Origin of the sequence: Spirillospora sp. NPDC049024, assembly GCF_040649235.1 — a bacterium.
Taxonomy (GTDB): Bacteria; Actinomycetota; Actinomycetes; order Streptosporangiales; family Streptosporangiaceae; genus Spirillospora.
This window is the reverse complement of the sequence record NZ_JBEZFD010000008.1, coordinates 84,020-103,857: the sequence shown is the minus strand read 5'-3', so window position 1 is coordinate 103,857 and position 19,838 is coordinate 84,020. Positions and strand designations below refer to the sequence as shown.

General features: G+C 74.5%; 18 protein-coding genes. 7 read left to right on the top strand and 11 right to left on the bottom strand.

What is annotated here, in order from left to right; all coding sequences use genetic code 11:
* The first annotated feature begins 97 nt into the window (after positions 1-97).
* Both AB0C21_RS16915 and AB0C21_RS16910 read left to right on the top strand, forming a co-directional pair.
* Positions 98-2,821: a cation-translocating P-type ATPase gene (locus AB0C21_RS16915; protein WP_500205041.1), complete on the top strand. Its 2,724-nt coding sequence runs from the start codon at positions 98-100 to the stop codon at positions 2,819-2,821.
* Positions 2,818-3,342 carry a CBS domain-containing protein gene (locus tag AB0C21_RS16910; protein WP_500205040.1) on the top strand — a complete coding sequence of 175 codons (525 nt, stop codon included), beginning with the start codon at positions 2,818-2,820 and terminating at the stop codon, positions 3,340-3,342. The genes AB0C21_RS16915 and AB0C21_RS16910 overlap by 4 nt, the downstream gene beginning before the upstream one ends.
* Positions 3,343-3,408: 66 nt before the next feature.
* Here the strand turns inward: AB0C21_RS16910 and AB0C21_RS16905 are convergent, their stop codons facing one another.
* Complete coding sequence (locus tag AB0C21_RS16905; RefSeq protein ID WP_500205039.1) at positions 3,409-4,296, bottom strand: universal stress protein; 888 nt, start codon at positions 4,294-4,296, stop codon at positions 3,409-3,411.
* Between the two features lie 179 nt (positions 4,297-4,475).
* Between AB0C21_RS16905 and AB0C21_RS16900 the strand changes: the two genes are divergently transcribed.
* Together AB0C21_RS16900 and AB0C21_RS16895 are read left to right on the top strand one after the other, a co-directional pair.
* Entirely contained in the window at positions 4,476-6,893 is a 2,418-nt protein-coding gene (locus tag AB0C21_RS16900) for a glycoside hydrolase family 65 protein (RefSeq protein ID WP_500205038.1), read from the top strand.
* A 115-nt stretch (positions 6,894-7,008) separates the two neighbouring features.
* A complete protein-coding gene (locus tag AB0C21_RS16895; protein ID WP_149257064.1) occupies positions 7,009-7,434 on the top strand; it encodes a pyridoxamine 5'-phosphate oxidase family protein in 426 nt (141 codons plus the stop codon).
* 140 nt (positions 7,435-7,574) lie between these two features.
* Here the strand turns inward: AB0C21_RS16895 and AB0C21_RS16890 are convergent, their stop codons facing one another.
* From AB0C21_RS16890 to AB0C21_RS16860, 7 genes are all read right to left on the bottom strand, one after another.
* On the bottom strand, positions 7,575-8,441 hold the full coding sequence (locus AB0C21_RS16890; protein ID WP_500205037.1) for a universal stress protein: 867 nt from the start codon (positions 8,439-8,441) through the stop codon (positions 7,575-7,577).
* A gap of 52 nt (positions 8,442-8,493) precedes the next feature.
* On the bottom strand, positions 8,494-9,327 hold the full coding sequence (locus tag AB0C21_RS16885) for a universal stress protein (protein WP_500205036.1): 834 nt from the start codon (positions 9,325-9,327) through the stop codon (positions 8,494-8,496).
* Between the two features lie 67 nt (positions 9,328-9,394).
* Positions 9,395-10,435: a zinc-dependent alcohol dehydrogenase family protein gene (locus tag AB0C21_RS16880; protein WP_149257067.1), complete on the bottom strand. Its 1,041-nt coding sequence runs from the start codon at positions 10,433-10,435 to the stop codon at positions 9,395-9,397.
* A 91-nt stretch (positions 10,436-10,526) separates the two neighbouring features.
* Positions 10,527-11,219 (bottom strand): DUF4389 domain-containing protein, encoded by a 693-nt coding sequence (locus AB0C21_RS16875; RefSeq protein ID WP_500205035.1) that lies wholly within the window; start codon positions 11,217-11,219, stop codon positions 10,527-10,529.
* Positions 11,220-11,374: 155 nt separating this feature from the next.
* Positions 11,375-11,848 carry a hypothetical protein gene (locus AB0C21_RS16870; RefSeq protein WP_500205034.1) on the bottom strand — a complete coding sequence of 158 codons (474 nt, stop codon included), beginning with the start codon at positions 11,846-11,848 and terminating at the stop codon, positions 11,375-11,377.
* A 288-nt stretch (positions 11,849-12,136) separates the two neighbouring features.
* The gene (locus tag AB0C21_RS16865; RefSeq protein WP_500205033.1) at positions 12,137-12,676 is read right to left on the bottom strand and encodes an SMI1/KNR4 family protein; all 540 of its coding nucleotides are present in this window, start codon (positions 12,674-12,676) and stop codon (positions 12,137-12,139) included.
* Positions 12,677-12,726: 50 nt separating this feature from the next.
* Positions 12,727-13,881, bottom strand: coding sequence for an FAD-dependent oxidoreductase (locus tag AB0C21_RS16860; protein ID WP_500205032.1), 1,155 nt, complete (start codon positions 13,879-13,881; stop codon positions 12,727-12,729).
* A gap of 121 nt (positions 13,882-14,002) precedes the next feature.
* On the opposite strand from AB0C21_RS16860, the gene AB0C21_RS16855 reads away from it, so the two are divergent.
* Positions 14,003-14,494: a flavin reductase family protein gene (locus AB0C21_RS16855; protein ID WP_500205031.1), complete on the top strand. Its 492-nt coding sequence runs from the start codon at positions 14,003-14,005 to the stop codon at positions 14,492-14,494.
* A gap of 97 nt (positions 14,495-14,591) precedes the next feature.
* On the opposite strand, the gene AB0C21_RS16850 is transcribed toward AB0C21_RS16855, so the two are convergent.
* A complete protein-coding gene (locus AB0C21_RS16850; protein WP_500205030.1) occupies positions 14,592-16,043 on the bottom strand; it encodes an MFS transporter in 1,452 nt (483 codons plus the stop codon).
* Positions 16,044-16,208: 165 nt separating this feature from the next.
* On the opposite strand from AB0C21_RS16850, the gene AB0C21_RS16845 reads away from it, so the two are divergent.
* Both AB0C21_RS16845 and AB0C21_RS16840 read left to right on the top strand, forming a co-directional pair.
* Entirely contained in the window at positions 16,209-17,351 is a 1,143-nt protein-coding gene (locus AB0C21_RS16845) for a sensor histidine kinase (RefSeq protein ID WP_500205029.1), read from the top strand.
* Positions 17,348-18,007: a response regulator gene (locus tag AB0C21_RS16840; protein WP_149257075.1), complete on the top strand. Its 660-nt coding sequence runs from the start codon at positions 17,348-17,350 to the stop codon at positions 18,005-18,007. The genes AB0C21_RS16845 and AB0C21_RS16840 overlap by 4 nt, the downstream gene beginning before the upstream one ends.
* 47 nt (positions 18,008-18,054) lie before the next feature.
* Here AB0C21_RS16840 and AB0C21_RS16835 read toward each other — a convergent pair whose 3' ends face one another.
* Both AB0C21_RS16835 and AB0C21_RS16830 read right to left on the bottom strand, forming a co-directional pair.
* Positions 18,055-18,414: an STAS domain-containing protein gene (locus AB0C21_RS16835; RefSeq protein WP_500205028.1), complete on the bottom strand. Its 360-nt coding sequence runs from the start codon at positions 18,412-18,414 to the stop codon at positions 18,055-18,057.
* Positions 18,411-19,730: a PP2C family protein-serine/threonine phosphatase gene (locus AB0C21_RS16830; RefSeq protein ID WP_500205027.1), complete on the bottom strand. Its 1,320-nt coding sequence runs from the start codon at positions 19,728-19,730 to the stop codon at positions 18,411-18,413. Before AB0C21_RS16830 ends, AB0C21_RS16835 begins: the two co-directional genes overlap by 4 nt.
* Positions 19,731-19,838: the final 108 nt, after the last annotated feature.

The window sequence follows — 19,838 nt, the reverse complement described above, 5'->3', positions numbered from 1 at the left end:
CGCGAGCGGCCAATATGGTTGCGGCAGGAGGTGCGACGATGAACGTCCCTTACGGCCCCGAGACCGCCGGACCCCGCGGCGGCGGCCGCGCGGCCCGATGACGACGGCTCCCGCGCCCTACCGCAGGCCCGTCGAGGACGTCGTGCGCGAGCTCGGCGGCGACGCCGCCGACGGGCTGGCCTCCGCCGAGGCGGCGCGGCGGCTGGAGCGGGACGGTCCCAACACGCTGCCCGCCGCGCGCGGGCGCGGCCCGGTCGTGCGGTTCCTCCTGCAGTTCAACAGCCCGCTGATCTACGTGCTGCTGGTGTCGGCGCTGGTGACCGGCCTGCTCGGCGAGCACGTCGACGCGCTGGTGATCCTCGGTGTGGTGGTCGTCAACGCCATCGTCGGGTTCGTCCAGGAGTCGCGCGCGGAGAAGGCGCTCGGCGCCCTGGCCGCCATGGCCGAGACGACGGCGCTGGTCGTCCGCGACGGCGCGGCCCGGCGCGTGCCGTCGGCCGGGCTGGTGCGGGGCGACCTGGTCAGGCTGGAGGCCGGCGACAAGGTCCCGGCCGACCTGCGGCTGCTGCGCACCGACGAGTTCGCCGTGGACGAGTCGGCGCTCACCGGCGAGTCGGTGCCCGTCGCCAAGGACACCGCGGCGCAGGACGAGGCCGCCCTCGCCGACCGCACCGGCATGGCCTTCTCCGGCACGCTGGCGACGGCCGGCAGCGCCGCGGGCCTGGTGGTGGCGACCGGCGCGGCCACCGAGCTCGGCGGCATCCACCGGCTGGTGCAGGGCACCGGCGCGGTCCAGACGCCCCTCACCCGCAAGATCACCGACTTCAGCAAGATCGTCACGGTGGCGATCCTGGCGCTGGCCGCGCTGACCTTCCTCATCGGCGTGCTCCGCGGGCGCGGCGCGACCGAGATGCTCACCGCCGCGGTCGCCCTCGCGGTCGGCGCGATCCCCGAGGGGCTGCCCGCGGTCGTCACGATCACCCTCGCGCTCGGGGTCTCCCGCATGGTCCGCCGCGGCGCCATCGTCCGGCACCTGCCCGCCGTGGAGACGCTCGGCAGCACCACCGTCATCTGCACCGACAAGACCGGCACCCTCACCCAGAACCAGATGACGGTCACCGCCGTCACCGCCGGCGGCCGCGACTACACCGTCACCGGCACCGGATACGCGCCCACGGGCGCGATCGAGCAGGCCGGCCGGGAGGTCGATCCGGCCGCCCACCCCGCGCTCCGGGAGGCGCTGCTGGCCGGCCTCGGCTGCAACGACGCGCAACTGCACCAGGCGGACGGCTGGCACATCACCGGTGACCCGACCGAAGGCGCCCTGCTGACCAGCGCGGCGAAGGCCGGCCTCGACCGCGCGCCGGACCGCGTCGCGACGCTGCCGTTCACCGCCGAGCGGCGCTACATGGCCACCCTGCACGAGGACGGCACCGTCTACGTCAAGGGCCCGGTCGAGCGGATCCTGGAGCTGTGCGAGGACGCCGCCGGCCCGGACGGCGCACCCGTCCCGCTCGACCGCGCGGCGGTCCACGCCCGCGCCGAGGACTACGGCGGCCAGGCGCTGCGCGTGCTGGCCTTCGCCCGGGGGCGGGCCGATGGTTCCGGCCTGGACGAGCCGCCGCCGCTGACCTTCCTCGGCCTGCAGGCCATGCTCGACCCGCCCCGCCCGGACGCCGCCCGGGCCGTGCGGACCTGCCACGACGCCGGCGTCCAGGTCAAGATGATCACCGGGGACCACGCCGCCACCGCCCGCGCCGTCGGAACCCGCGTCGGGCTGGACGGCGAGGTGATGACGGGCGCCGAGCTCACCGCCGACGTCTCGCCAGAACGCGTGCAGGCCACCACGGTCTTCGCCCGGGTCTCCCCCGAGCAGAAGCTCCGCCTCGTCCAGATCCTCCAGGACTCCGGGCACGTCATCGCGATGACGGGGGACGGCGTCAACGACGCGCCCGCGCTCAAGCAGGCCGACATCGGCGTCGCCATGGGGGGCACCGGCACCGACGCCGCCAAGGAGTCGGCCGACATGGTGCTCACCGGCGACGACTTCGCCTCGATCGAGCAGGCCGTCGAGGAGGGGCGCGGCGTCTTCGACAACCTCGTGAAGTTCATCGTCTGGGCGCTGCCGTCCAACATCGGGCTCGGGCTCGTGCTGGTCGCGGCGATCGTCGCGGGCACGGCGCTGCCCGTCCTGCCGCTCCAGGTCCTCTGGCTGAACATGACGGCGGTGCTCGTGCTCGGCCTGCCGTTCTCCGTGGAGCCGAAGGACGAGCACATCATGCGCCGCCCGCCCCGCGACCCGTCGCTGCCGCTGCTCACGCGCGCGATGACGCTGCGCATCCTGCTGGTCTCGGCGATCCTGCTCGCCGGCGCGTTCGGGCTCCAGCACTGGGAACGCGCCCACGGAGCGAGCCCGGCGGTCGCGCAGACGATCGTCGTCAACGTCTTCGCGCTGACGCTGCTCACCTACCTGTTCAACTGCCTGTCGCTGGACCGCCCGCTGCTGTGGCACGGCGTCCGCCGCAACCCCTGGGTCGGCACCAGCGTCCTGGCCCTCATCGCCATCCAGGCCCTCTACACCTACGCGCCCTTCATGAACGACCTGTTCCACTCCGCGCCGCTCGGTGGCGCCGCCTGGGGCCGCATCGTCGTCATCGCCGTCGTCTCCTACGTGGCGATCGAGCTTCTCAAGTACCTCCAGCGGGGCGCCGGTCCGGCCCTCCGGGCCGCCGGTCCGGGACGTTCGCCCCTGCCGCCGGACACCGCCCGGCGGGAGGCTGGAGCCGGAGGCACTCCGTCCGGCCCCGAGGAGGACCCATGACCGCCAGCCCGCCCCTGGAGCAGCGCACCGCCGCCGAGCTGATGAGCCGCGACCTGCTCACCATCGCCGCGGACGAGTCAGTGATCATGGCCTGGGAGCTGATGTGCCGGGCCGAGATCCACCACCTGCCGGTCACCGACGTCGAGGGCGGCTTCCTCGGCGTCCTCGACGCCCAGACCCTCACCTCGACCTGGAGCGCCACCGCTCCGCGCGACGCCCGCCGCCCCGTCACCGACCTCCTGCCGTCCCTGCCCGCCGCGACGGTGCGCCCGTCGGCCACCGTCGCCGACGCGGCGCTGGCCATGCTGGAGTCGGACAAGGACTACGTGGCGGTGACCGACGAGCACGGCGCGCTGGCCGGCCTCATCACCGCACGGGACCTGATCAGCGCCCTGGCCGGGGTGCACCGCGAGATCCCGGCGCGCTCCGGGGGCATGCCGTCCCTCTACCGGATCGAGCCCGTGCTCCCCCGCGAGGCACCGGCGCGCCATCCGGGCCGGAGCCCCATCGAACCCGACTGATCCTGCCGACCGCCCCGCGGCGAGGTCCAGGCGGCGCGAGGTCCAGGCGGCCGGTGAGGGCCAGCCTCAGGCGACGCGCTGGGCGGCGTACCGGGGCGACGGGACGATCGCGACCGAGCACGGGGCGTGGTGCAGCATCGCCGAACTGGTCGCCCCCAGCACCAGCGGATCCAGGCTCCCGGTGCCGCGATCCCCCACCACGAGCAGGTCGGCGTCCGCGGCGGCGGCCAGCAGGACCTCGCGCGGAGGCTCCAGCAGCAGCGAGACGTCCACATGGACCTTCGGGTACCGCCGCCGCCAGGGATGGACGGTCCGCTCCAGCATCGCGGCCCGCGCCCGGTACAGCCGGGCCTTGTCGGTGAACAGGGGCAGGTCGCTCGCGGGTACGGCCCCCGGCTCCCACGCCCCGTGGACCACGCGCAGGTCGCAGTCGCGCAGCGCGGCCTCCTCGATGGCGAACCCCACCGCCGCGTCCGCGTGCACCGACGCGTCGACGCCGGCCACGACGAGGCCGCGGTCGCCGCCCGCGTCGCGGACGGCGACCACGGGGCGGCGGGTCCGCGCCGGCAGCTCCACCGCCGTCGAGCCGTCGGGCAGCCGGTGCCGCTCGTGCGAGCCGACCACGATCAGCTCCGCGTCGTCGGACTCGTGCACCAGGGTCTCGCAGGCGGGCTCGCGCCTCAGCAGCGTGCGCACCTTCCCCTGCGCGCCCAGGTCGCGCGCGCGGCGCGCCCCCTTGCGCAGAAGGTTCTCCCCCGCCCGCTGGAGGACCGCCTCCACCCCGGCGTCCACGTGACCGCTCGGGTAAGGCCAGTGCCAGCAGTAGCACAGCTCCAGGTCGAGCCCGCGCAGCCGCGCCTCCTCGACCGCCCAGCGCAGCGCGGGGTCGTTCTCCTTGGTCCCGTCGTAGCCGAACAGGACGTTCGACCTCTGGGCCCTCGTCAGCGCGGCCATCCGTCCGGTCCCTCCCTCGAACGACGGTCTCGCCTTCAGTTTTCGCCGGTCGGAGCCCCTCGGGGAGGGGCCGAAGGTCCCGCCGCACCGGGTCGTCCGGTACTGCCCGGCGGCCGCCGGGCGGTGCCAGCGTGAGGGGAAAGCCCACCGGAGGGCCTCGACGACGCTGAGGAGACGCCATGAGCCGGTGGATCCTGGCCCACGACGGCTACGATCCCGCGGCGGAGGGGCTGCGGGAGGCGCTGTGCACCCTCGGCAACGGCTACCTCGCCACCCGGGGCGCCGCGCCGGAGTCCTCGGCCGACGGCGTCCACTATCCCGGCACCTACGTCGCCGGCTGCTACGACCGGCTCGAGGCCGAGGTCGGCGGGCTGCACGCCGACAACGCCGACCTCGTCAACATGCCGAACTGGCTGCCGCTGACCTTCCGCGCCGAGGACGGCGAGTGGTTCGATCCGGACGCGGCCCTCGACGAGGGCCGGCTGCTGTCCTACCGGCAGGAGCTCGACCTGCGGCGCGGCGTCCTGACCCGGCTCGTCCGCGTCCGCGACCGGGCGGGGCGGACGTGCCGCCTGGCCCAGCGCCGGATCGTGTCCATGGACGAGCCGCACCTGGCCGCGCTGGAGACCACGATCGTCGCCGAGGACTGGAGCGGCGCGCTGCACATCCGGTCCGGGCTGGACGGACGGGTCGCCAACGCCGGCGTCGAGCGGTACCGGAACCTGCCCGGGACCCATCTCACCCGCGAGGAACCGCCGCCGCAGCGCGACCCGGAGCTGCTCCTGCTGCGCGCCTCCACCGTCTCCTCCAAGATCGGCATCGGGGTCGCGGCCCGCACCCGGGTCTCGGTCCCCGCCAAGGCCGTCCGGCTCGCCGAGGCGGGCCTGGTCGCGCAGGACCTGACCGTGGACGCCGAGAAGGGCGCGCACGTCACGATCGAGAAGGTGGCGGCCGTCTTCACCTCCCGCGACCGCGCCATCGAGGAGTACGGAGAGGCGGCGCTGGACGCCGCGGCGGGTGCGGGCGGCTTCGACGCCCTGCTGGAGCGGCACACGCTGGCGTGGAACCGGCTGTGGCGGCGCTGCCAGCTGAGCGTCGACCACATCGAGGTCCAGCGCATCCTCAACCTGCACATCTTCCATCTGCTGCAGACCGTGTCGGAGCACATCGTGGACCTCGACGTCGGGGTCCCCGCCCGCGGACTGCACGGGGAGGCCTACCGCGGCCACGTCTTCTGGGACGAGGTGTTCATCCTCCCGTTCCTGACCATGCGGTTCCCCGAGATCGCCCGGGCGCTGCTGATGTACCGGTGGCGGCGGCTGCCCGCCGCACGGCGCGCGGCGGCGGCGGCCGGGCACCGCGGCGCGATGTACCCGTGGCAGAGCGCCGCCGACGGCCGCGAGGAGACCCAGCTGGTGCACCTCAACCCGCGGTCGGGCCGGTGGCTGCCCGACCACACGCACCTGCAGCGCCACGTCGGCCTGACGATCGCCCTCAACGTCTGGCGCTTCTACGAGGCGACCGGCGACGCCGAGTTCCTCGCCGAGTACGGCGCCGAGATCATGCTGGAGGTCGCCCGGTTCTTCGCGGACCTGACCGTCTACGACCACTCCACCGACCGGTACGGGATCCGCGGCGTCATGGGCCCGGACGAGTACCACGACGCCTACCCGGGGCGCGACCGGCCGGGCCTGGACGACAACGCCTACACCAACGTCCTCGCCGCCTGGCTGCTGGAGCGGGCGCTGGAGGCGCTCGCCGTGCTCCCCGAGGACCGCCGCGGGGAGCTGCGCGAGCGGCTCGCGCTGACCCGCGAGGAGATCACCCGGTTCGAGGACGTGGCGCGCAAGATGTACGTCCCGTTCCACGCCGGAGTGATCAGCCAGTTCGAGGGCTACGGCGACCTGGAGGAGCTCGACTGGGCCCGCTACCGGGAGCGCTACGGCGACATCCGCCGGCTGGACCGGATCCTGGAGGCCGAGGACGACTCGCCCAACCGCTACAAGGCGTCGAAGCAGGCCGACGTGCTGATGCTGTTCTACGTGCTCTCGCCGGACGAGGTGGACGCCGTCCTGCGGCGCCTCGGGTACGAGTACGGGCCCGAGCTGGCCGCCAGGACCATCGCCTACTACCTGCCGCGCACCAGCGACGGGTCGACGCTGAGCTCGCTCGTCCACGCGTGGCTCCTCGCGCACACCGACGGCGACGAGGCCTGGGGCGTCTTCCTCGAATCGCTGTTCGCCGACATCACCGGCGGCCCGCACGGCACGATCGCCGAGGGCGTCCACCTGGGCGCGATGGCCGGCACCGTGGACCTCGTCCAGCGGTGCCACGCCGGCGTCGGCACCCGGGGCGGCGCGCTGCGGCTGGAGCCGCGGCTGCCCTCCGCGATCGGCGAGCTGCGGCTCGGGCTCCGCTACCGCGGCCACTGGGGCATCGACCTGACCTGCCGCCAGGACCTGGTCCGCGTCGCCCTGCGCCCCGGCGCGGCCTCCCCCATCCGCGTCTCCTACGGCGCCGAGGACGTCGAGATCCAGCCCGGCACGTCCTGGGAGAGCCCCCTGCTGGCCGGCAGGCCGCCGCCGGCGATCGGCTGAGCCGGGCGGCGAAAGGCCCGGCCGGAAGGGGACCGACGGCGTCCGGCACGGTGACGTTGGACCTCTGCCCTCCCTCGCGGGCGGCGGCGAGCATGGAGTCATGAAGGAGGAAGCCATGAGGAGCGCGGACGGGGCGGCAGGCCTCTCGCGAGCGGAGTGCCTGCGCCTCATGAGCACCGCCGCGGTCGGCCGGATCGTCTTCACCGAGCAGGCACTGCCCGCGGTGGCGCCGGTCGGTTTCGTCATCGACGGCGGGGACGTGGTCATCCCGGTGCCGCGCGGCTCCCGGCTGGTCGCCGCGACCCGCGGCGCGATCGTGGCGTTCCAGGCCGACGACCTGGACGCCGCCTCCCGTACCGGCTGGTCGGTCACCGCCATCGGCCGGGCGCGGATCGTCCCCGATCCCGGGGACGGCGCCCACGAGGCCCTCCTGCCCTGGACCGCCGGAACGGACCCGGAGTTCATCCGCGTGTCCTGCCAGCGCGTCACGGGCCTGCGCGTCGGAGCCGTCTCCGCCGGCGACTGCGAGACCGCCGCTTGACTCCGCCCGAGGCGGACGGCGCCGCCCGGCCTCCTCCCCGTCCATGCCGAAAGGCCCTGAACACGAACACCCTGAACACGACGAAAGGCCCGGCGGTCGCCGGGCCTTTCGTCGTGCGGCGTTCGCCGTGTCCGGTTCCCTCAGGTCGCGGGGGCGCCCGCGGCGGGGACTACGGCGACCGGGCAGTGCGCGTGGTGCAGGAGCCCGTGCGTCACCGCGCGGCTGCGCGGCACGTTCAGGCCCTCGCGGGGATGCGAACCCGCGATCACCAGGTCGACGTCGCGGGACGCGGAGACGAGCGCGGCGGCCGGGTTGTCCTGAACGATGTCCTCCACGACGTCCACGCCGGGGAAGCGCTTGCGCATCGGCGCGTGCGCCTCGATGACGCGCCACCGGGCCCGCTCCTCGACACGGCGGATGTCGACGCCCGCTCCGGGCTCGTCCAGGGCCGCCGGGAACGGCCAGGCGTGCACGACGCGGAGCCGGGCGTCCCGTGCCGCGGCGGCGCGGAACGCGTACTCCAGGGCCGCGGAGTCGTCGCCGAGGCCGATCCCCACGGCGATCTCACGGCGGTCGGCGGTCGGTTCGCCCCGCACCACCACGACCGGGCAGGCTGCGTGGCGGACCGCGCCGAGCCCGACCGACCCGAGGACGAGGTCCGCGAACCCGCCGAGGCCGCGGTGGCCCACCACGAGTTCGAACGCCTCCTCGGAGTGCTCGGCCAGCGCCCGGACGGTCCGCGCGGAGGCCAGTTCAAGGGTCACCGGCACCTCCGGCCTCCGGGCGTGCGCGACGCGCTCGGCGGCGGCCAGCACCTCCTCGCCCTCCCGCGACAGGAAGACGACCTCACCGGGAGCGGTGTTGAGCGGGACGTCGTAGCCCCACCGCTCCACCGCGTGCAGGATCTTCAGTTCGCGCCCGTACCGGGCGGCCTCGTCGGCGGCCCAGGCCACGGCCCGTTCGGACGGGACGGAGCCGTCGGCCCCGACGATGATCGGATCGGACATGGTCACTCCTCTTTCGGTCCCTCCGGCGGACGTCCCGCCGGGACGGCGCCGGTCACTGGTCGATGGGCACCACGGCCACCGGGCATTGCGCGTGGTGCAGGACCGCGTGGTTGACCCGGCCCAGCGCCATGCCGACCAGCCCCGTCCGGCGGACGGCTCCGACCACCACGAGGGCGGCGGACCGCGACGCCTCGACGAGGGCCTGGGGCGGCGTGCGGTCCGAGACGAGCTGCTCCACCCGGACGTCCGGGTGGTGCTCGCGCAGGCCGGCCAGGGCCTCCGACAGCTCCAGGTCCTCCAGCACCCGCCGGCGGGGGGACCCGAACTCCGCGCCCACGGCGTGCAGCGCCAGGATCCCGGCGCCGCGCGAGGAGGCCTCCTCGAAGGCCCAGGCGAGCACGGCCCGCTCCCCCGGCCTCCCCTCGATCCCGACCACGACAAGGGCCGGGGCGTCGGCGGGGTAGGGCGCCGCGCGCGGCACCACCAGGACCGGGGACCGGGCGTGCGCCGCGGTGTACAGCCCGACCGACCCGAACAGCAGCCCCTCGAACCCGCCGAGGCCCCGCGAGCCCACGGCCACGAGCGCCGCGTCCTCGCTGCCCTCCACCAGCGCGGTCCCCGGATCCGTCCGGACCAGCCGCGTCTCGATGTCGAGGTCCGGATGGACCTTCAGCGTGTACTGCCGGGCCTCGCCGAGCAGGTCCTCCCGCTCGGCGGCCAGCCGCCGCAGCGCGTCCGGCGGGATCGTCCCGTCGTCGACCAGCGCCCGGGAGGCGTGGACCAGCTCCAGCGGCATCCGGTGCCGGACGGCGTAGTCGGAGGCCCAGTCGAGGGCCTGCCAGGCGTGGGCGGAGCCGTCGATCCCCACGATGATCCGAGTCGGCATGGTCATTCCTTTCCGAGCCGTCCCGCCGGCCGGGCCCGGAAGGCGCCCGGCCGGCGGCCGGCCGGGCTCAGCGGGTCAGGACGACTTTGAGGGCGCCGGTGTGGGCCGCGTCGGCGAAGACCTCGTAGGCCTTCGGGAACTCGTCCAGCGTGAAGTGGTGGGTGACGAACCGTCCGGCGTCGAGCTGGCGTCCGGCGACGAGCCGGAGCAGGGTGGGCGTGGAGAAGGTGTCCACCAGGCCCGTGGTGATGGTGATGTCCCGGATCCACTGCTCCTCCAGGTGCAGCGCGGCCGGGGCGCCGTGCACGCCGATGTTGGCGATGTGGCCGCCGGGCCGGGCCAGCGCTACGGTCAGCTCGAAGGCCTCCGGGACGCCGACGGCCTCGATGGCCACGTCGGCGCCGAGCCCGTCGGTCATCTCGCGCACCACCTCCACGGCGTCCTGCCGGGAGTTGTTGACCGTGCTGTCGGCGCCGAACTGCTTGGCCGCCTCCAGCCGGCTGTCGGCCAGGTCGATCGCCACGATGTGGCTCGGGCTGAACAGCCGCGCCCCCATGATCGCCGCGAGGCCGATCGGGCCGGCGCCCACCACCGCCACCACGTCGCCGGGGCGGACGGCGCCGTTGAGCACGCCGACCTCGTAGCCGGTCGGCAGGATGTCGGCCAGCATCAGCACGTCCTGCGCGGGCACGCCGGGCGGCAGGGGGTGCACCGAGGTGTCGGCGAACGGCACCCGCACGTACTCGGCCTGCGTCCCGTCGATCTTGTGCCCGAGGATCCAGCCGCCCCCGCCGAGGCACTGCCCGTAGCGGCCCTCGCGGCAGAACCGGCACGTGCCGCACGCGGTGATGCAGGAGACCAGCACCTGGTCGCCCGGCTTGACCGTCTTGACGCCCGGCCCGACCGCCTCGATCGTGCCGACCGCCTCGTGCCCGAGGATCCGCCCGTCGGTCACCGCCGGGACGTCCCCTTTGAGGATGTGCAGGTCCGTGCCGCAGATGGTCACCGCGTCCACCCGCACCAGCGCGTCGCCGTCCGCGACGATCTCGGGCTTGGGCACGTCCTCCCAGGACTTGCGGCCGGGCCCGTGGTACACCAGCGCTCGCATGGCGAGCCTCCCTCATCCGTCCTCAGGTTCGCTACCAGGGTCGGATCCGGCGGTGCGGCGGCGGCAGGGCCTAACGTCCCGCCGGGCGGGCCTAACGTCCCGGCGCCTCCGGCGCCGCGGGCACCGGCCCGGGCTCCGGCTCGGGCTCGGCACCGCCCATGTCGAGCCGGAACGGGGGGTAGCGGTCGGTCATCAGGAAGGCGTAGCCGGCCACCCGCAGGACCCACCGGTCCATCCCCATCACGAACCCGAAGACGCCCCGCAGATAGCGGCCGGTGAACAGCAGCGCGATCGCGGTGAAGAGCACCAGCAGGCCGACCAGGCTCGGCGGGTTCCAGTTCGAGTCGTCCCCGCCGTAGCCGCCGCCGGTGAAGACCGCGACCACCAGGTAGTGCGGGATCGCCAGCAGCCACCACTTCACCAGCACCAGCCCCCGCGACAGCCGCTCGGGGTACTCGATCCGCAGCCGGGCCGGGTAGTCCGGGACGTCCTGGAGCGTGAACGGCGGGTACCGGTCGGTGCCCAGCGCGCCGTACCCGTAGAAGGCCACCCGCCACGCCCAGCGCAGCACCCCGACGTCGAAGTCGAAGATCGCCCGCGGGTACCGGCCGGTGACCAGGATCGCGAAGAACGCGACCACGGTGAGCACGGTGAACGCGATCCCGAGGAAGAAAAGGACGATGTAGTGCGGGATCAGGAGCAGCCACTTCACCAGCCACAGCCACCGCGACAGCGGCTCCTCCAGCCGCCCCTCGACGTGGACCGGCATGTCTCGACCGTCCATCTCGACCTCCCCCTCAGGCGAGTGCCCGGCGGCCCCGGTGCGACCGGGCATGTCCTAGACCCACGGTCGGCTTCCGGCCCGCCGCGGCGTAGGGAGGAACGTCCGCACCCGGAAGGACCTAGGTCCGTGCGCGGCGGCGGCCCGGTGGGGGGCGGTCAGGTCCGCGCCGCCGGCCGCTTCCGCGGCGCCTGGGCGGCCCGGAGGTCCGGTCGCGTCGCGGTCGCGGGACGCGTCTCGGGCCTCTGCAACCCGAGCTGCACCTTCCACATGGCCTCGGCCAGGGCGTGGAACTGGAAGAGCAGGCGCCGCAGGGCCGGAAGGTCCCCGGCGGACGCCGTCGCGACGGCGTGCTCGGCCACGATCGCGAGGCGGTTGACGCGGCACGCCAGGAAGTGCGCGAGCGCCTCCTGCCGCACGCTCCCGGCCAGGGTGTCGAGCAGGACGGCCTCGGCGGCGCCCAGCTCGGCCATGACCTCGGCGGTGGCGGCCCGCACGTCGACGCCCGTCCCGAGGCCGCTCCTCGCCACCAGCCTGAGCCTGCTCAGCGCGGGGAGGCAGCGCCGGTGGTGCTCGCGCAGCCGGTCCTCCGGAACCGCCCGCTCCATCACACCCGTACCTGTGCCGCTCATGTTCCCTCTCCGTTCCGTGGCGGCACGCCGGCCCGCCGTGCCCGTCCTGGCCGTCGCGCACCTCGACGATCCCGGCTCCGGGCGGCGGGCGGGTAGGGAGAGAGGTCCCGCGCGAAAGGACAAAGGTCCCGAACCCGCCCACATCGCGGCGCGGGTGGGCTGCTCCCCCTCAACGCCAGACGGGGTTCACGAGCACACGGGGTTCACGAGCACACGGGGTTCACGAGCACACGGGGTTCACGAGCACACCGGGTTCACGAGCACACGGGGATCAGCGGCGCAGGGAGTTCAGCGGCACAGCGCTTCGATGTGGTCCGTGAAGTGCGGGAACTCCGCCTGCGCGGCGGCCGCGATCTCGGTGGGCGAGCGGTGCCCCGGGGCGTGGCGCTCGGCGATCGCGCGGAAGGCGTCGTTCGGCTCCGCGGGGGAGCCGGGGTCGTCAAAGGCCTCCTTGGGGCCGAGGCCGGCGGCGAACAGCCAGAGCAGGTCGCCGAGGTCCCGGGCGATCACACCGCGGTCGCCCTCGGAACCGACGTAGACCACGGGCTGGCCGGTGACCGGCGCGCCGGGCCGCGCCAGCCAGAAGCCGGTGTAGTCGCCGGCCCCGGTCGTGCCGAAGAAGCGGAACTCGCCGCCGTCCGCTTCGGGGTTGCCGGTCCACAGGCGGAACCACCACGTCGTCTCGGCGGGTTCCTCGAAGCGGTCGTAGAGCTCGAAGTCGCAGCCGCGCGCCTCGTCGGCCTCCTCGTCCCACTCCCACTCGAAGCCGATCTCGGCCACCTCGGCGAGGGCGGGGGGCAGTGCGAGGTCCGCAGGCGTCTCCGTCATCCCGGCAGGCTACGCGATCTTCGTCGCCCGCGAGGCCGGGACCGGGGCCGTCAGGGAGGCGGAGCCCCACGTCCGCCGCCCACCCGGAACCGGTCCGGGGCCGCGCGCTCGCCCGCCGCCGATTCGGCGATGATCCGGCCGAGCAGCGGCGCGAACTTGGCGCCGTGCCCCGAGCACGGCGAGGCGACCGTGATCCCGTCGGCGCCGTCGACCACGAAGTCCTCGGTGGGGGTGTTGGTGAACAGGCAGGTGGTCTCCGCGTACGGCTCGGGGACGACGCCCGGCAGGACCCGCCGGGCGTAGGCGGTGATCCGTTCACGGCTCGCCGGGTCGATCGCGCCGTCCTGCGCGGCGGCGCTCCGGACCGGCCGTCCGCCGTTGAACACGGCCACCTTCTGGCCGCTCCGGCCGCCGGGGAGGGCGGCGTCCCGGCCACCGGGCAGGCCGTAGACCAGCATGGCCGCCTCCGTGTGGATGAACGTCGGCCACGTCTCCGCCGGGGCTTCCCGGTAGGGGAAGTGGAAGACGTTCTCCTGCATCACCTGGAGCGGGGGGAACGCCGACAGGAACGCCTCCGGCAGCGGGAGGCCGCCGAGCAGGTCGGGCAGCCAGCCCCCGGCGGCGACGACGACCTTCTCGGCTTCGACCGCCCGGCCGGCCGGACCCGCCACCCGGTAGCCCGCGCCCGCCCGCTCGACCGACGCCACCGGCCGGCCGGTCTCGACCCGGGCGCCCTCGGCTCGGGCCAGCCGCAGCATGGCCGACACCGCGGTCTCCGCGTCGACCACACCGGCGGCCGGGTGCCAGAGCACATCGGACCCGTCCGCGAAACGGAACAGGGGCCACCGCGCGGCGGCCTCGGACGCGGTGAGCAGTTCGTGGTCGACGCCGACCTCCGCGAACACCGCGGCCAGCGCCGCGGGGTCGCGGGCCGCCCCGGCGTCCAGGGAGCCCGTCCGGGTGAAGAGCCGCTCGCCGGACAGCCGCTCCAGCTCGTCCCACTCGCGCCGTGCGTCGACGACCATCCGGACGTAGAGCGGATCGGCATAGCCGTACCGGAGGATCCGCGCGGACCCGTGCGAACTGCCCATGGCGTTGGCGGGCGTGTCACGCTCCAGCACCGTCACCTCGTGGCCGCGGCGGGCCAGCTGCCACGCGGTCGCGGCACCGACGAGGCCGGCCCCGATGACGACGAACGTGCTCATCGTGATGCCTTCCTTCCCAGCGTGTCCGGTCGCCGGGAACGCGGTCGCCCGCCCGGAAGGTCGGGGAGCGACCCCCGCGGCCTCGGATCTCGCCCCGGCCGCATCACCATAGGGTGACCGGATGGACAGCGATGAATTCGTCGCCGGATTCGACTACCCGATGTTCGTGGTGACCACCGTCGATCCGGGCACGGGGACGCGGGCGGGCTGCCTGGTCGGGTTCACCACGCAGACCAGCATCGAACCGTTCAGGTTCCTGGTGTGCCTGTCGCGGCGGAACCGCACCTACCGGGCGGCGGAGGCGGCGAAGGTCCTCGCCGTGCACGTCCTCGGCCGCAGCGAGGAGCAGCGGCGGCTGGCGGCGCTCTTCGGAGAGCGGACGGGCGACGAGATCGACAAGTTCACCCGCTGCTCCTGGCGGCCGGGGCCCGAAGGGGTGCCCCTCCTCACCGGCGCCCCCCGCCGCCTCGTCGGACGGATCGAGGAGCGCGTCGAGCTCGGCGACCACACCGGGTTCCTCCTGGCCCCGGTCGACGTGGCGATCGGGGCCGACACGGCCCCGCTCACCTTCCGCACGCTGCCCGACCTCGAACCGGGCCACGAAGCCGGCTGACCGCTCCCCCGAGGCCCGGGGCCGCGCACCGGGCCGGCGGTGGCTCAGCCGCCTGGCACGGTCCTTTCTGCGGTGGTCTGCTGACCGGGGAGGCCCGTCAGTCCTGGACGGGCACCAGGTCGCGGTCGTCGATCCGCCCGGTCCGCTCCGGCGGGACGGTCCGGCGCAGCACCGCGAGGGCGATCAGGGCGGCGGCGGCCAGGAGCGCGGCGCCGAGGCCGAGGCCGAGCGCGTAGCCGTCGTTGAGGGCCTCGGGGGTGGGCACGCCGCCGGTGCGGTGCTGGGCGGCCGTGCCGAGGGCGGCCAGGCCGAGGGAGGCGCCGATCTGGCGCGAGCTGTTGAGCAGCGCCGAGGCGGTGCCGGTCTCGTGGGACGCGACGCCGGCGGTGGCGATGGAGACGACCGGCGCCAGGCAGAGCCCGAAGCCCACGCTGGCGACGATCGAGGGCCCGAGCACATCGGTGGCGAACGCGCCGTCCGAGCTGATCATGGCGAACCAGGTGAACCCGGCCGCGGTCACCAGCCCGCCGGCGACCAGGAGGGTCCGCGGGGCCAGCCGGTAGCCGAGCTTGACGGCCAGCACCGATCCGGCGACGACCCCCAGGGCGAAGGGCAGGAACATGGTCCCGGACATGGCCGGCCCGTGCCCCAGGACCCGCTGCAGATAGAGGGACATGAAGTAGAAGGAGGAGGCCATCGCGGCGCCGACCAGGAGGTTGAAGGTGTTGGCGCCGGCCACCGAGCGGTTGGCGAACAGGCCGAGCCTGACCAGCGGCTCCCGGGCGGTGGTCCGCTCCTGCCAGAGGAAGGCGGCGAGCAGGACCGCCGCGGCCGCCAGGGTCGCCAGGGTGGCCGGGGAGGTCCATCCGTGCCGGTCCGTGCGGACGATGCCGAACACGAGCAGGGTCATCCCCGCGGTGGCCAGGACAGCGCCGAGGACGTCCGGCCGGCGGGCGCGGTCCGGTGCCGGGCCGGAGGCGACACCGCGCCAGGCCAGCGCCAGCGCGACGGCGGTCATAGGGACGTTCACCAGCATCACCCAGCGCCATCCGGCGTACTCGGTGAGCACGCCGCCGATCAGGACGCCGAACGCGCCGCCGGCGGCGTTCATCGCGCTCCAGATCCCGAAGGCCCGGACCCGCTCCCGGCCCGACGGGAACGTCGCGCTCAGCAGCGCCAGCGCCGCCGGCGCCAGTGCGGCGGCGCCGACCCCCTGGGCGGCGCGCGCGGCGACGAACTGGCCCGGTTCCCGGGCCAGTCCCCCGGCGAGGGACGCCAGGCCGAACAGGCAGAGGCCGAGCAGGAGGACGGGTTTGCGGCCGTACCGGTCGGCGGCCTTGCCGCCCAGCAGGAGCAGCCCTCCGAAGGAGAGGGCGTAGGCGTGGATCACCCATGTCAGGCCCACCGCGCTGAAACCGAGGCCGGCGGCGATCTGCGGGAGCCCGACGTTCACCACCGACAGGTCCAGCGACACCATGAACTGCACGACGGCCACCGCGGCGAGAGTCGGCCCGGGGCGGGCGGCGTCCTTCACTTCGTTCGTGTGCATGCCCGACATCGTGGTGTTCGAGCAGGTCGGCGGTCATCGGGCCGGGGATGGCTTCTTCCCCTGACGCCCGCGGCGTACGAACGGCGCCGCTACACCGCGGGGAGTAGTGGATTTCTCCGCCGCGACGCCGAGGAATCTCGCCGGAAAGAGTCTTAATCTGCACGAATGAGCTCCATGAACCGGTGGCGGCCGCTCGCCCAGGACGGACTGCTCGCCGTGGCGATGGCCCTCTTCCTGTCGCTCGTCGTGGCCATCACCCCGCACGCGGGCATGCTCGATCTCGCGTTCGCCCTCGCCGGCTCGCTCGTGCTCGTCGCCTGGCGGCGCGCGCCCCTGGTGTCGCTGGTGGGCAGCGCGGGCTGCATGCTCGCGCTCGCGGCGCACGTCCGGCCGGGCCCGGCGGCCGCCTTTCCCGTGATCGTGACCGTGTTCGCCGCCTTCAGCGCGGGCCACCGGCTGGCCACGGCGCTGGTGGGCGCGGCCTTCCTGGGCGCCGGCCTGGTGGTGGGGCTGCCCAGCGCCGAAGGGTCGCTGCGCGACCTCCAGAGCCTCTCGCTGCTGGTCGGCTGGTTCGCGGCGGCGGGCGTGGCGGCGACCGTGGCCCGGCACCGGCAGGCGTACCTGGAGGAGGCCGAGCGGCGGGCCGCCGAGGCCGAGCGCACCCGCGAGGAGGCGGCCCGCCGGCGCGCCGGCGAGGAGCGGCTGCGCATCGCCAGGGAACTGCACGACTCGCTCACCCACAGCATCTCGATCATCAAGGTGCAGGCCGGGGTGGCCGTCCACCTGGCGCGCAGGCGCGGCGAGGACGTGCCGCCCGCCCTGCTGGCCATCCAGGAGGCCAGCGGCGACGCCATGCGCGAGCTGCGCGCCACCCTGGAGGTGCTGCGGGACTCCGACCGGCCCGACGGCGAGTCCGCGGCCAGCGGTCTCGACCGGCTCGACGGCCTCGTGGAGCGGGCCCGCTCGACCGGGCTGCCGGCCACGGTGACGGTCTCCGGCACGCGGCGGGAGCTGCCGCCCGAGGTGGACCGGGCCGCGTACCGGATCGTCCAGGAGGCGCTCACCAACGTCTCGCGGCACGCCGGGGGCGCGGCCGCGGCGGTGCGCATCGACTACGCGGGCGGGGAACTGGTGGTGCAGGTCGACGACGACGGCAAGGCCGACCCGGCCGCGCCGCCCGTCCCCGGCACGGGCCTGCTCGGCATGCGCGAGCGCGTCGCGGCGCTCGGCGGCCGGCTGCGGGCCGAGCCCCGCCCCGAAGGGGGCTTCACCGTCCGCGCCGAGCTCCCCCTCGGGGAGCCCTCGTGATCCGCGTGCTGCTGGTGGACGACCAGGCGCTCATCCGCGGCGGCTTCCGCGCGCTGCTGGAGATCGAGGACGACATCGAGGTGGTGGCCGAGGCGGCGAACGGCGAGCAGGGCGTCGCGCTCGCCGTCGAGCACCGGCCCGACGTCGCCCTCGTGGACGTCCAGATGCCGGTGATGGACGGCATCGAGGCGACCCGGCTGATCGCCGCGGACCGGCGGCTGAGCGGCGTCCACGTCGTGATCCTCACCAACTACGGCCTCGACGAGTACGTCTTCAACGCGCTCCGCGCGGGCGCCTGCGGATTCATGGTCAAGGACACCGAGCCCGCCGACCTGGTGCAGGGCGTGCGGGTCGCGGCCCGCGGCGACGCGCTGCTGTCCCCCGCGATCACCCGCCGCCTGATCGGCGAGTACGTCGCGCGCCGCCCCGAGCCCGCCCCCGAGGGGCTCGACATGCTGACCAGGCGCGAGCGGGAGGTCACCGTGCTGGTGGCCCGCGGCATGTCCAACGACGAGATCGCCGCGCACATGGTGATCAGCCCGGCCACCGCGAAGACGCACGTCAGCAGGGTGCTGGCGAAGCTGCATGTCAGGGACCGCGCCCAGCTCGTGGTGTTCGCCTACGAATCCGGCCTCGTCACCCCGCGGCGCGGCTGACGCGCCCGCGGACTCACTGCTCGCGCGGCCTCACTGCTCGCGCGGCCTCACTGCTCGCGCAGCGCCTTGACGGCCTCGTCGGCGGTGGGGTGGAAGGCGAAGACCTGGTCGAGCCCGGTGATCTCGAAGACCCGGGTGAGGTCGGGGTTCAGCCCGGCGAGCACGATCCTGCTCTGCGCGGCCTGGGCCCGGCGGTAGCCGGCGATGAGGACGGTGATGCCGGTGGAGTCGCAGTAGTTCAGGTCGGTCACGTCGAGCACGGCGCCGCCCCCGGAGGCCAGGGGCAAGGCCTCCAGCGCCTCCCGCAGGCGCGGGGCGGTGTGGTAGTCGAGGTCTCCCGCGACGCGCAGCACGGGGACCTCCGCTCCCTCGGACGGGAGGTTGACGGTGAAGGTGGGCTCGGTCACCGAGGAGGCTCCTGTCCGGACGCGGCTGGACGGCGGGGCACGGAGAGGGCCAGCAACGCCGTGTCGTCACCGACTCCCGCGCCTAGTTCCGTGAGAAGTTTATGGATGTTCGCCAGCAGACTATCCGCTCCGTCACTGGGCTTGCTGGTCAGATGGGCGGTTAGGCCCTCGTCTCCGAGCATCGCACCGTCCGGCGTGCGGGCTTCGGTGAGGCCGTCCGTGTACAGCAGGAGGGCGTCGCCTGGGGCGAGGCGGACGTCTGCCTGGGCGAAGCGCGGTTCGGGCAGTATCCCGATGAGCTGCCCACCGGGCGTGGGTACGGCGTCGACCGTGCCGTCCGCGCGGACGGCCAGGGCGGGCGGGTGACCGCCCCCGGCCAGGGTCACGGCGAACGAGCCGTCCGGTTCGGGGGCCATGACCCCGAACAGGGCGGTGCAGAACCGGGGGTCGCTCTGGTACTCGCCTTTGAGGACGGCGTCGAGGTTGCCGAGCACGGCGCACGGGTCGGGGTCGTAGATGGCGGCGGAGCGCAGGGTGTAGCGGGTGAGGGAGGTCAGGGCGGCGGCCTCGGCGCCCTTGCCGCACACGTCGCCGAGGAAGAACGCCCAGCGCCCGTCGTCCAAGGGGAACAGGTCGTAGAAGTCGCCGCCGACCTCGTCCTGGGAGACGGGGTGGTACGCGGCGGCGGCGTCGAGGCCGGGCACCTCGGGCAGGGCTGGCGGCAGGAGCGTGCGCTGCAGGGTGCGCACCAGGCGTTCGGCTCCGGCGCGCATGGTCCGCTCGGCCGTGATGGTGCAGATCGAGGACAGCCGCCGTTCCAGCTCCTGGGCGACCAGCGCCGCCAGGTCGCTCAGGATGCCCAGCTGCTCCTCGGTCGCGTCGCGGGGGCGGGTGTCCAGCACGCTGACGGTGCCGAGCCGGTGGCCGTCCGCGGTGGTGATGGGCGCGGCCGCGTAGAAGCGGACGCCCGGCTCGCCGCGGACGAGCGGGTTGCCGGCCGCCGCCGGGTCGGTGAGCGCGTCCGTGACGACGTACGGGGCGTCGCGCAGGACGGCGGAGGCGCACAGGCCGGGGCCGCGGGCGATCTGCGAGACGCCGGGCAGGCCGTGGACGGCCTTGAACCAGACGCGGTCGCGGTCCACGATGCCCACGGCGGCCATCGGCGTGCCGCAGCTGCGCGCGGCCAGGGAGGCGATGGTGTCGAAGGCGCCGTCGGGCGGGGTGTCGAGTATCCGGTAGCGGCGGACGGCCGCCAGCCGCTCCCGCTCGCCGGGCAGAGCGGGTTCGGGTCCGAGGTGGCGGCCGGGGTCCGTCACCGTCACCTCCTGTGGTCGGTAGCGGTCGGCGGCGGTTCCGCCAGAAGATGGGCTTTACCCTGTTTGTACTGCTTATCACTTCGGCGGCGATCTGACGGTCGCCGGTCA

Bases quoted from the DNA above. Each gene is read 5' to 3' on its own strand.
- AB0C21_RS16860 (WP_500205032.1), bottom strand. From the start codon at position 13,881: ATGAGCACGTTCGTCGTCATCGGGGCCGGCCTCGTCGGTGCCGCGACC.
- AB0C21_RS16870 (WP_500205034.1), bottom strand. From the start codon at position 11,848: ATGAGCGGCACAGGTACGGGTGTGATGGAGCGGGCGGTTCCGGAGGAC.
- AB0C21_RS16915 (WP_500205041.1), top strand. From the start codon at position 98: ATGACGACGGCTCCCGCGCCCTACCGCAGGCCCGTCGAGGACGTCGTG.
- AB0C21_RS16855 (WP_500205031.1), top strand. From the start codon at position 14,003: ATGGACAGCGATGAATTCGTCGCCGGATTCGACTACCCGATGTTCGTG.
- AB0C21_RS16845 (WP_500205029.1), top strand. From the start codon at position 16,209: ATGAGCTCCATGAACCGGTGGCGGCCGCTCGCCCAGGACGGACTGCTC.
- AB0C21_RS16905 (WP_500205039.1), bottom strand. From the start codon at position 4,296: ATGGCCGCGCTGACGAGGGCCCAGAGGTCGAACGTCCTGTTCGGCTAC.
- AB0C21_RS16910 (WP_500205040.1), top strand. From the start codon at position 2,818: ATGACCGCCAGCCCGCCCCTGGAGCAGCGCACCGCCGCCGAGCTGATG.
- AB0C21_RS16900 (WP_500205038.1), top strand. From the start codon at position 4,476: ATGAGCCGGTGGATCCTGGCCCACGACGGCTACGATCCCGCGGCGGAG.
- AB0C21_RS16865 (WP_500205033.1), bottom strand. From the start codon at position 12,676: ATGACGGAGACGCCTGCGGACCTCGCACTGCCCCCCGCCCTCGCCGAG.
- AB0C21_RS16850 (WP_500205030.1), bottom strand. From the start codon at position 16,043: ATGCACACGAACGAAGTGAAGGACGCCGCCCGCCCCGGGCCGACTCTC.
- AB0C21_RS16890 (WP_500205037.1), bottom strand. From the start codon at position 8,441: ATGTCCGATCCGATCATCGTCGGGGCCGACGGCTCCGTCCCGTCCGAA.
- AB0C21_RS16880 (WP_149257067.1), bottom strand. From the start codon at position 10,435: ATGCGAGCGCTGGTGTACCACGGGCCCGGCCGCAAGTCCTGGGAGGAC.
- AB0C21_RS16875 (WP_500205035.1), bottom strand. From the start codon at position 11,219: ATGGACGGTCGAGACATGCCGGTCCACGTCGAGGGGCGGCTGGAGGAG.
- AB0C21_RS16895 (WP_149257064.1), top strand. From the start codon at position 7,009: ATGAGGAGCGCGGACGGGGCGGCAGGCCTCTCGCGAGCGGAGTGCCTG.
- AB0C21_RS16885 (WP_500205036.1), bottom strand. From the start codon at position 9,327: ATGCCGACTCGGATCATCGTGGGGATCGACGGCTCCGCCCACGCCTGG.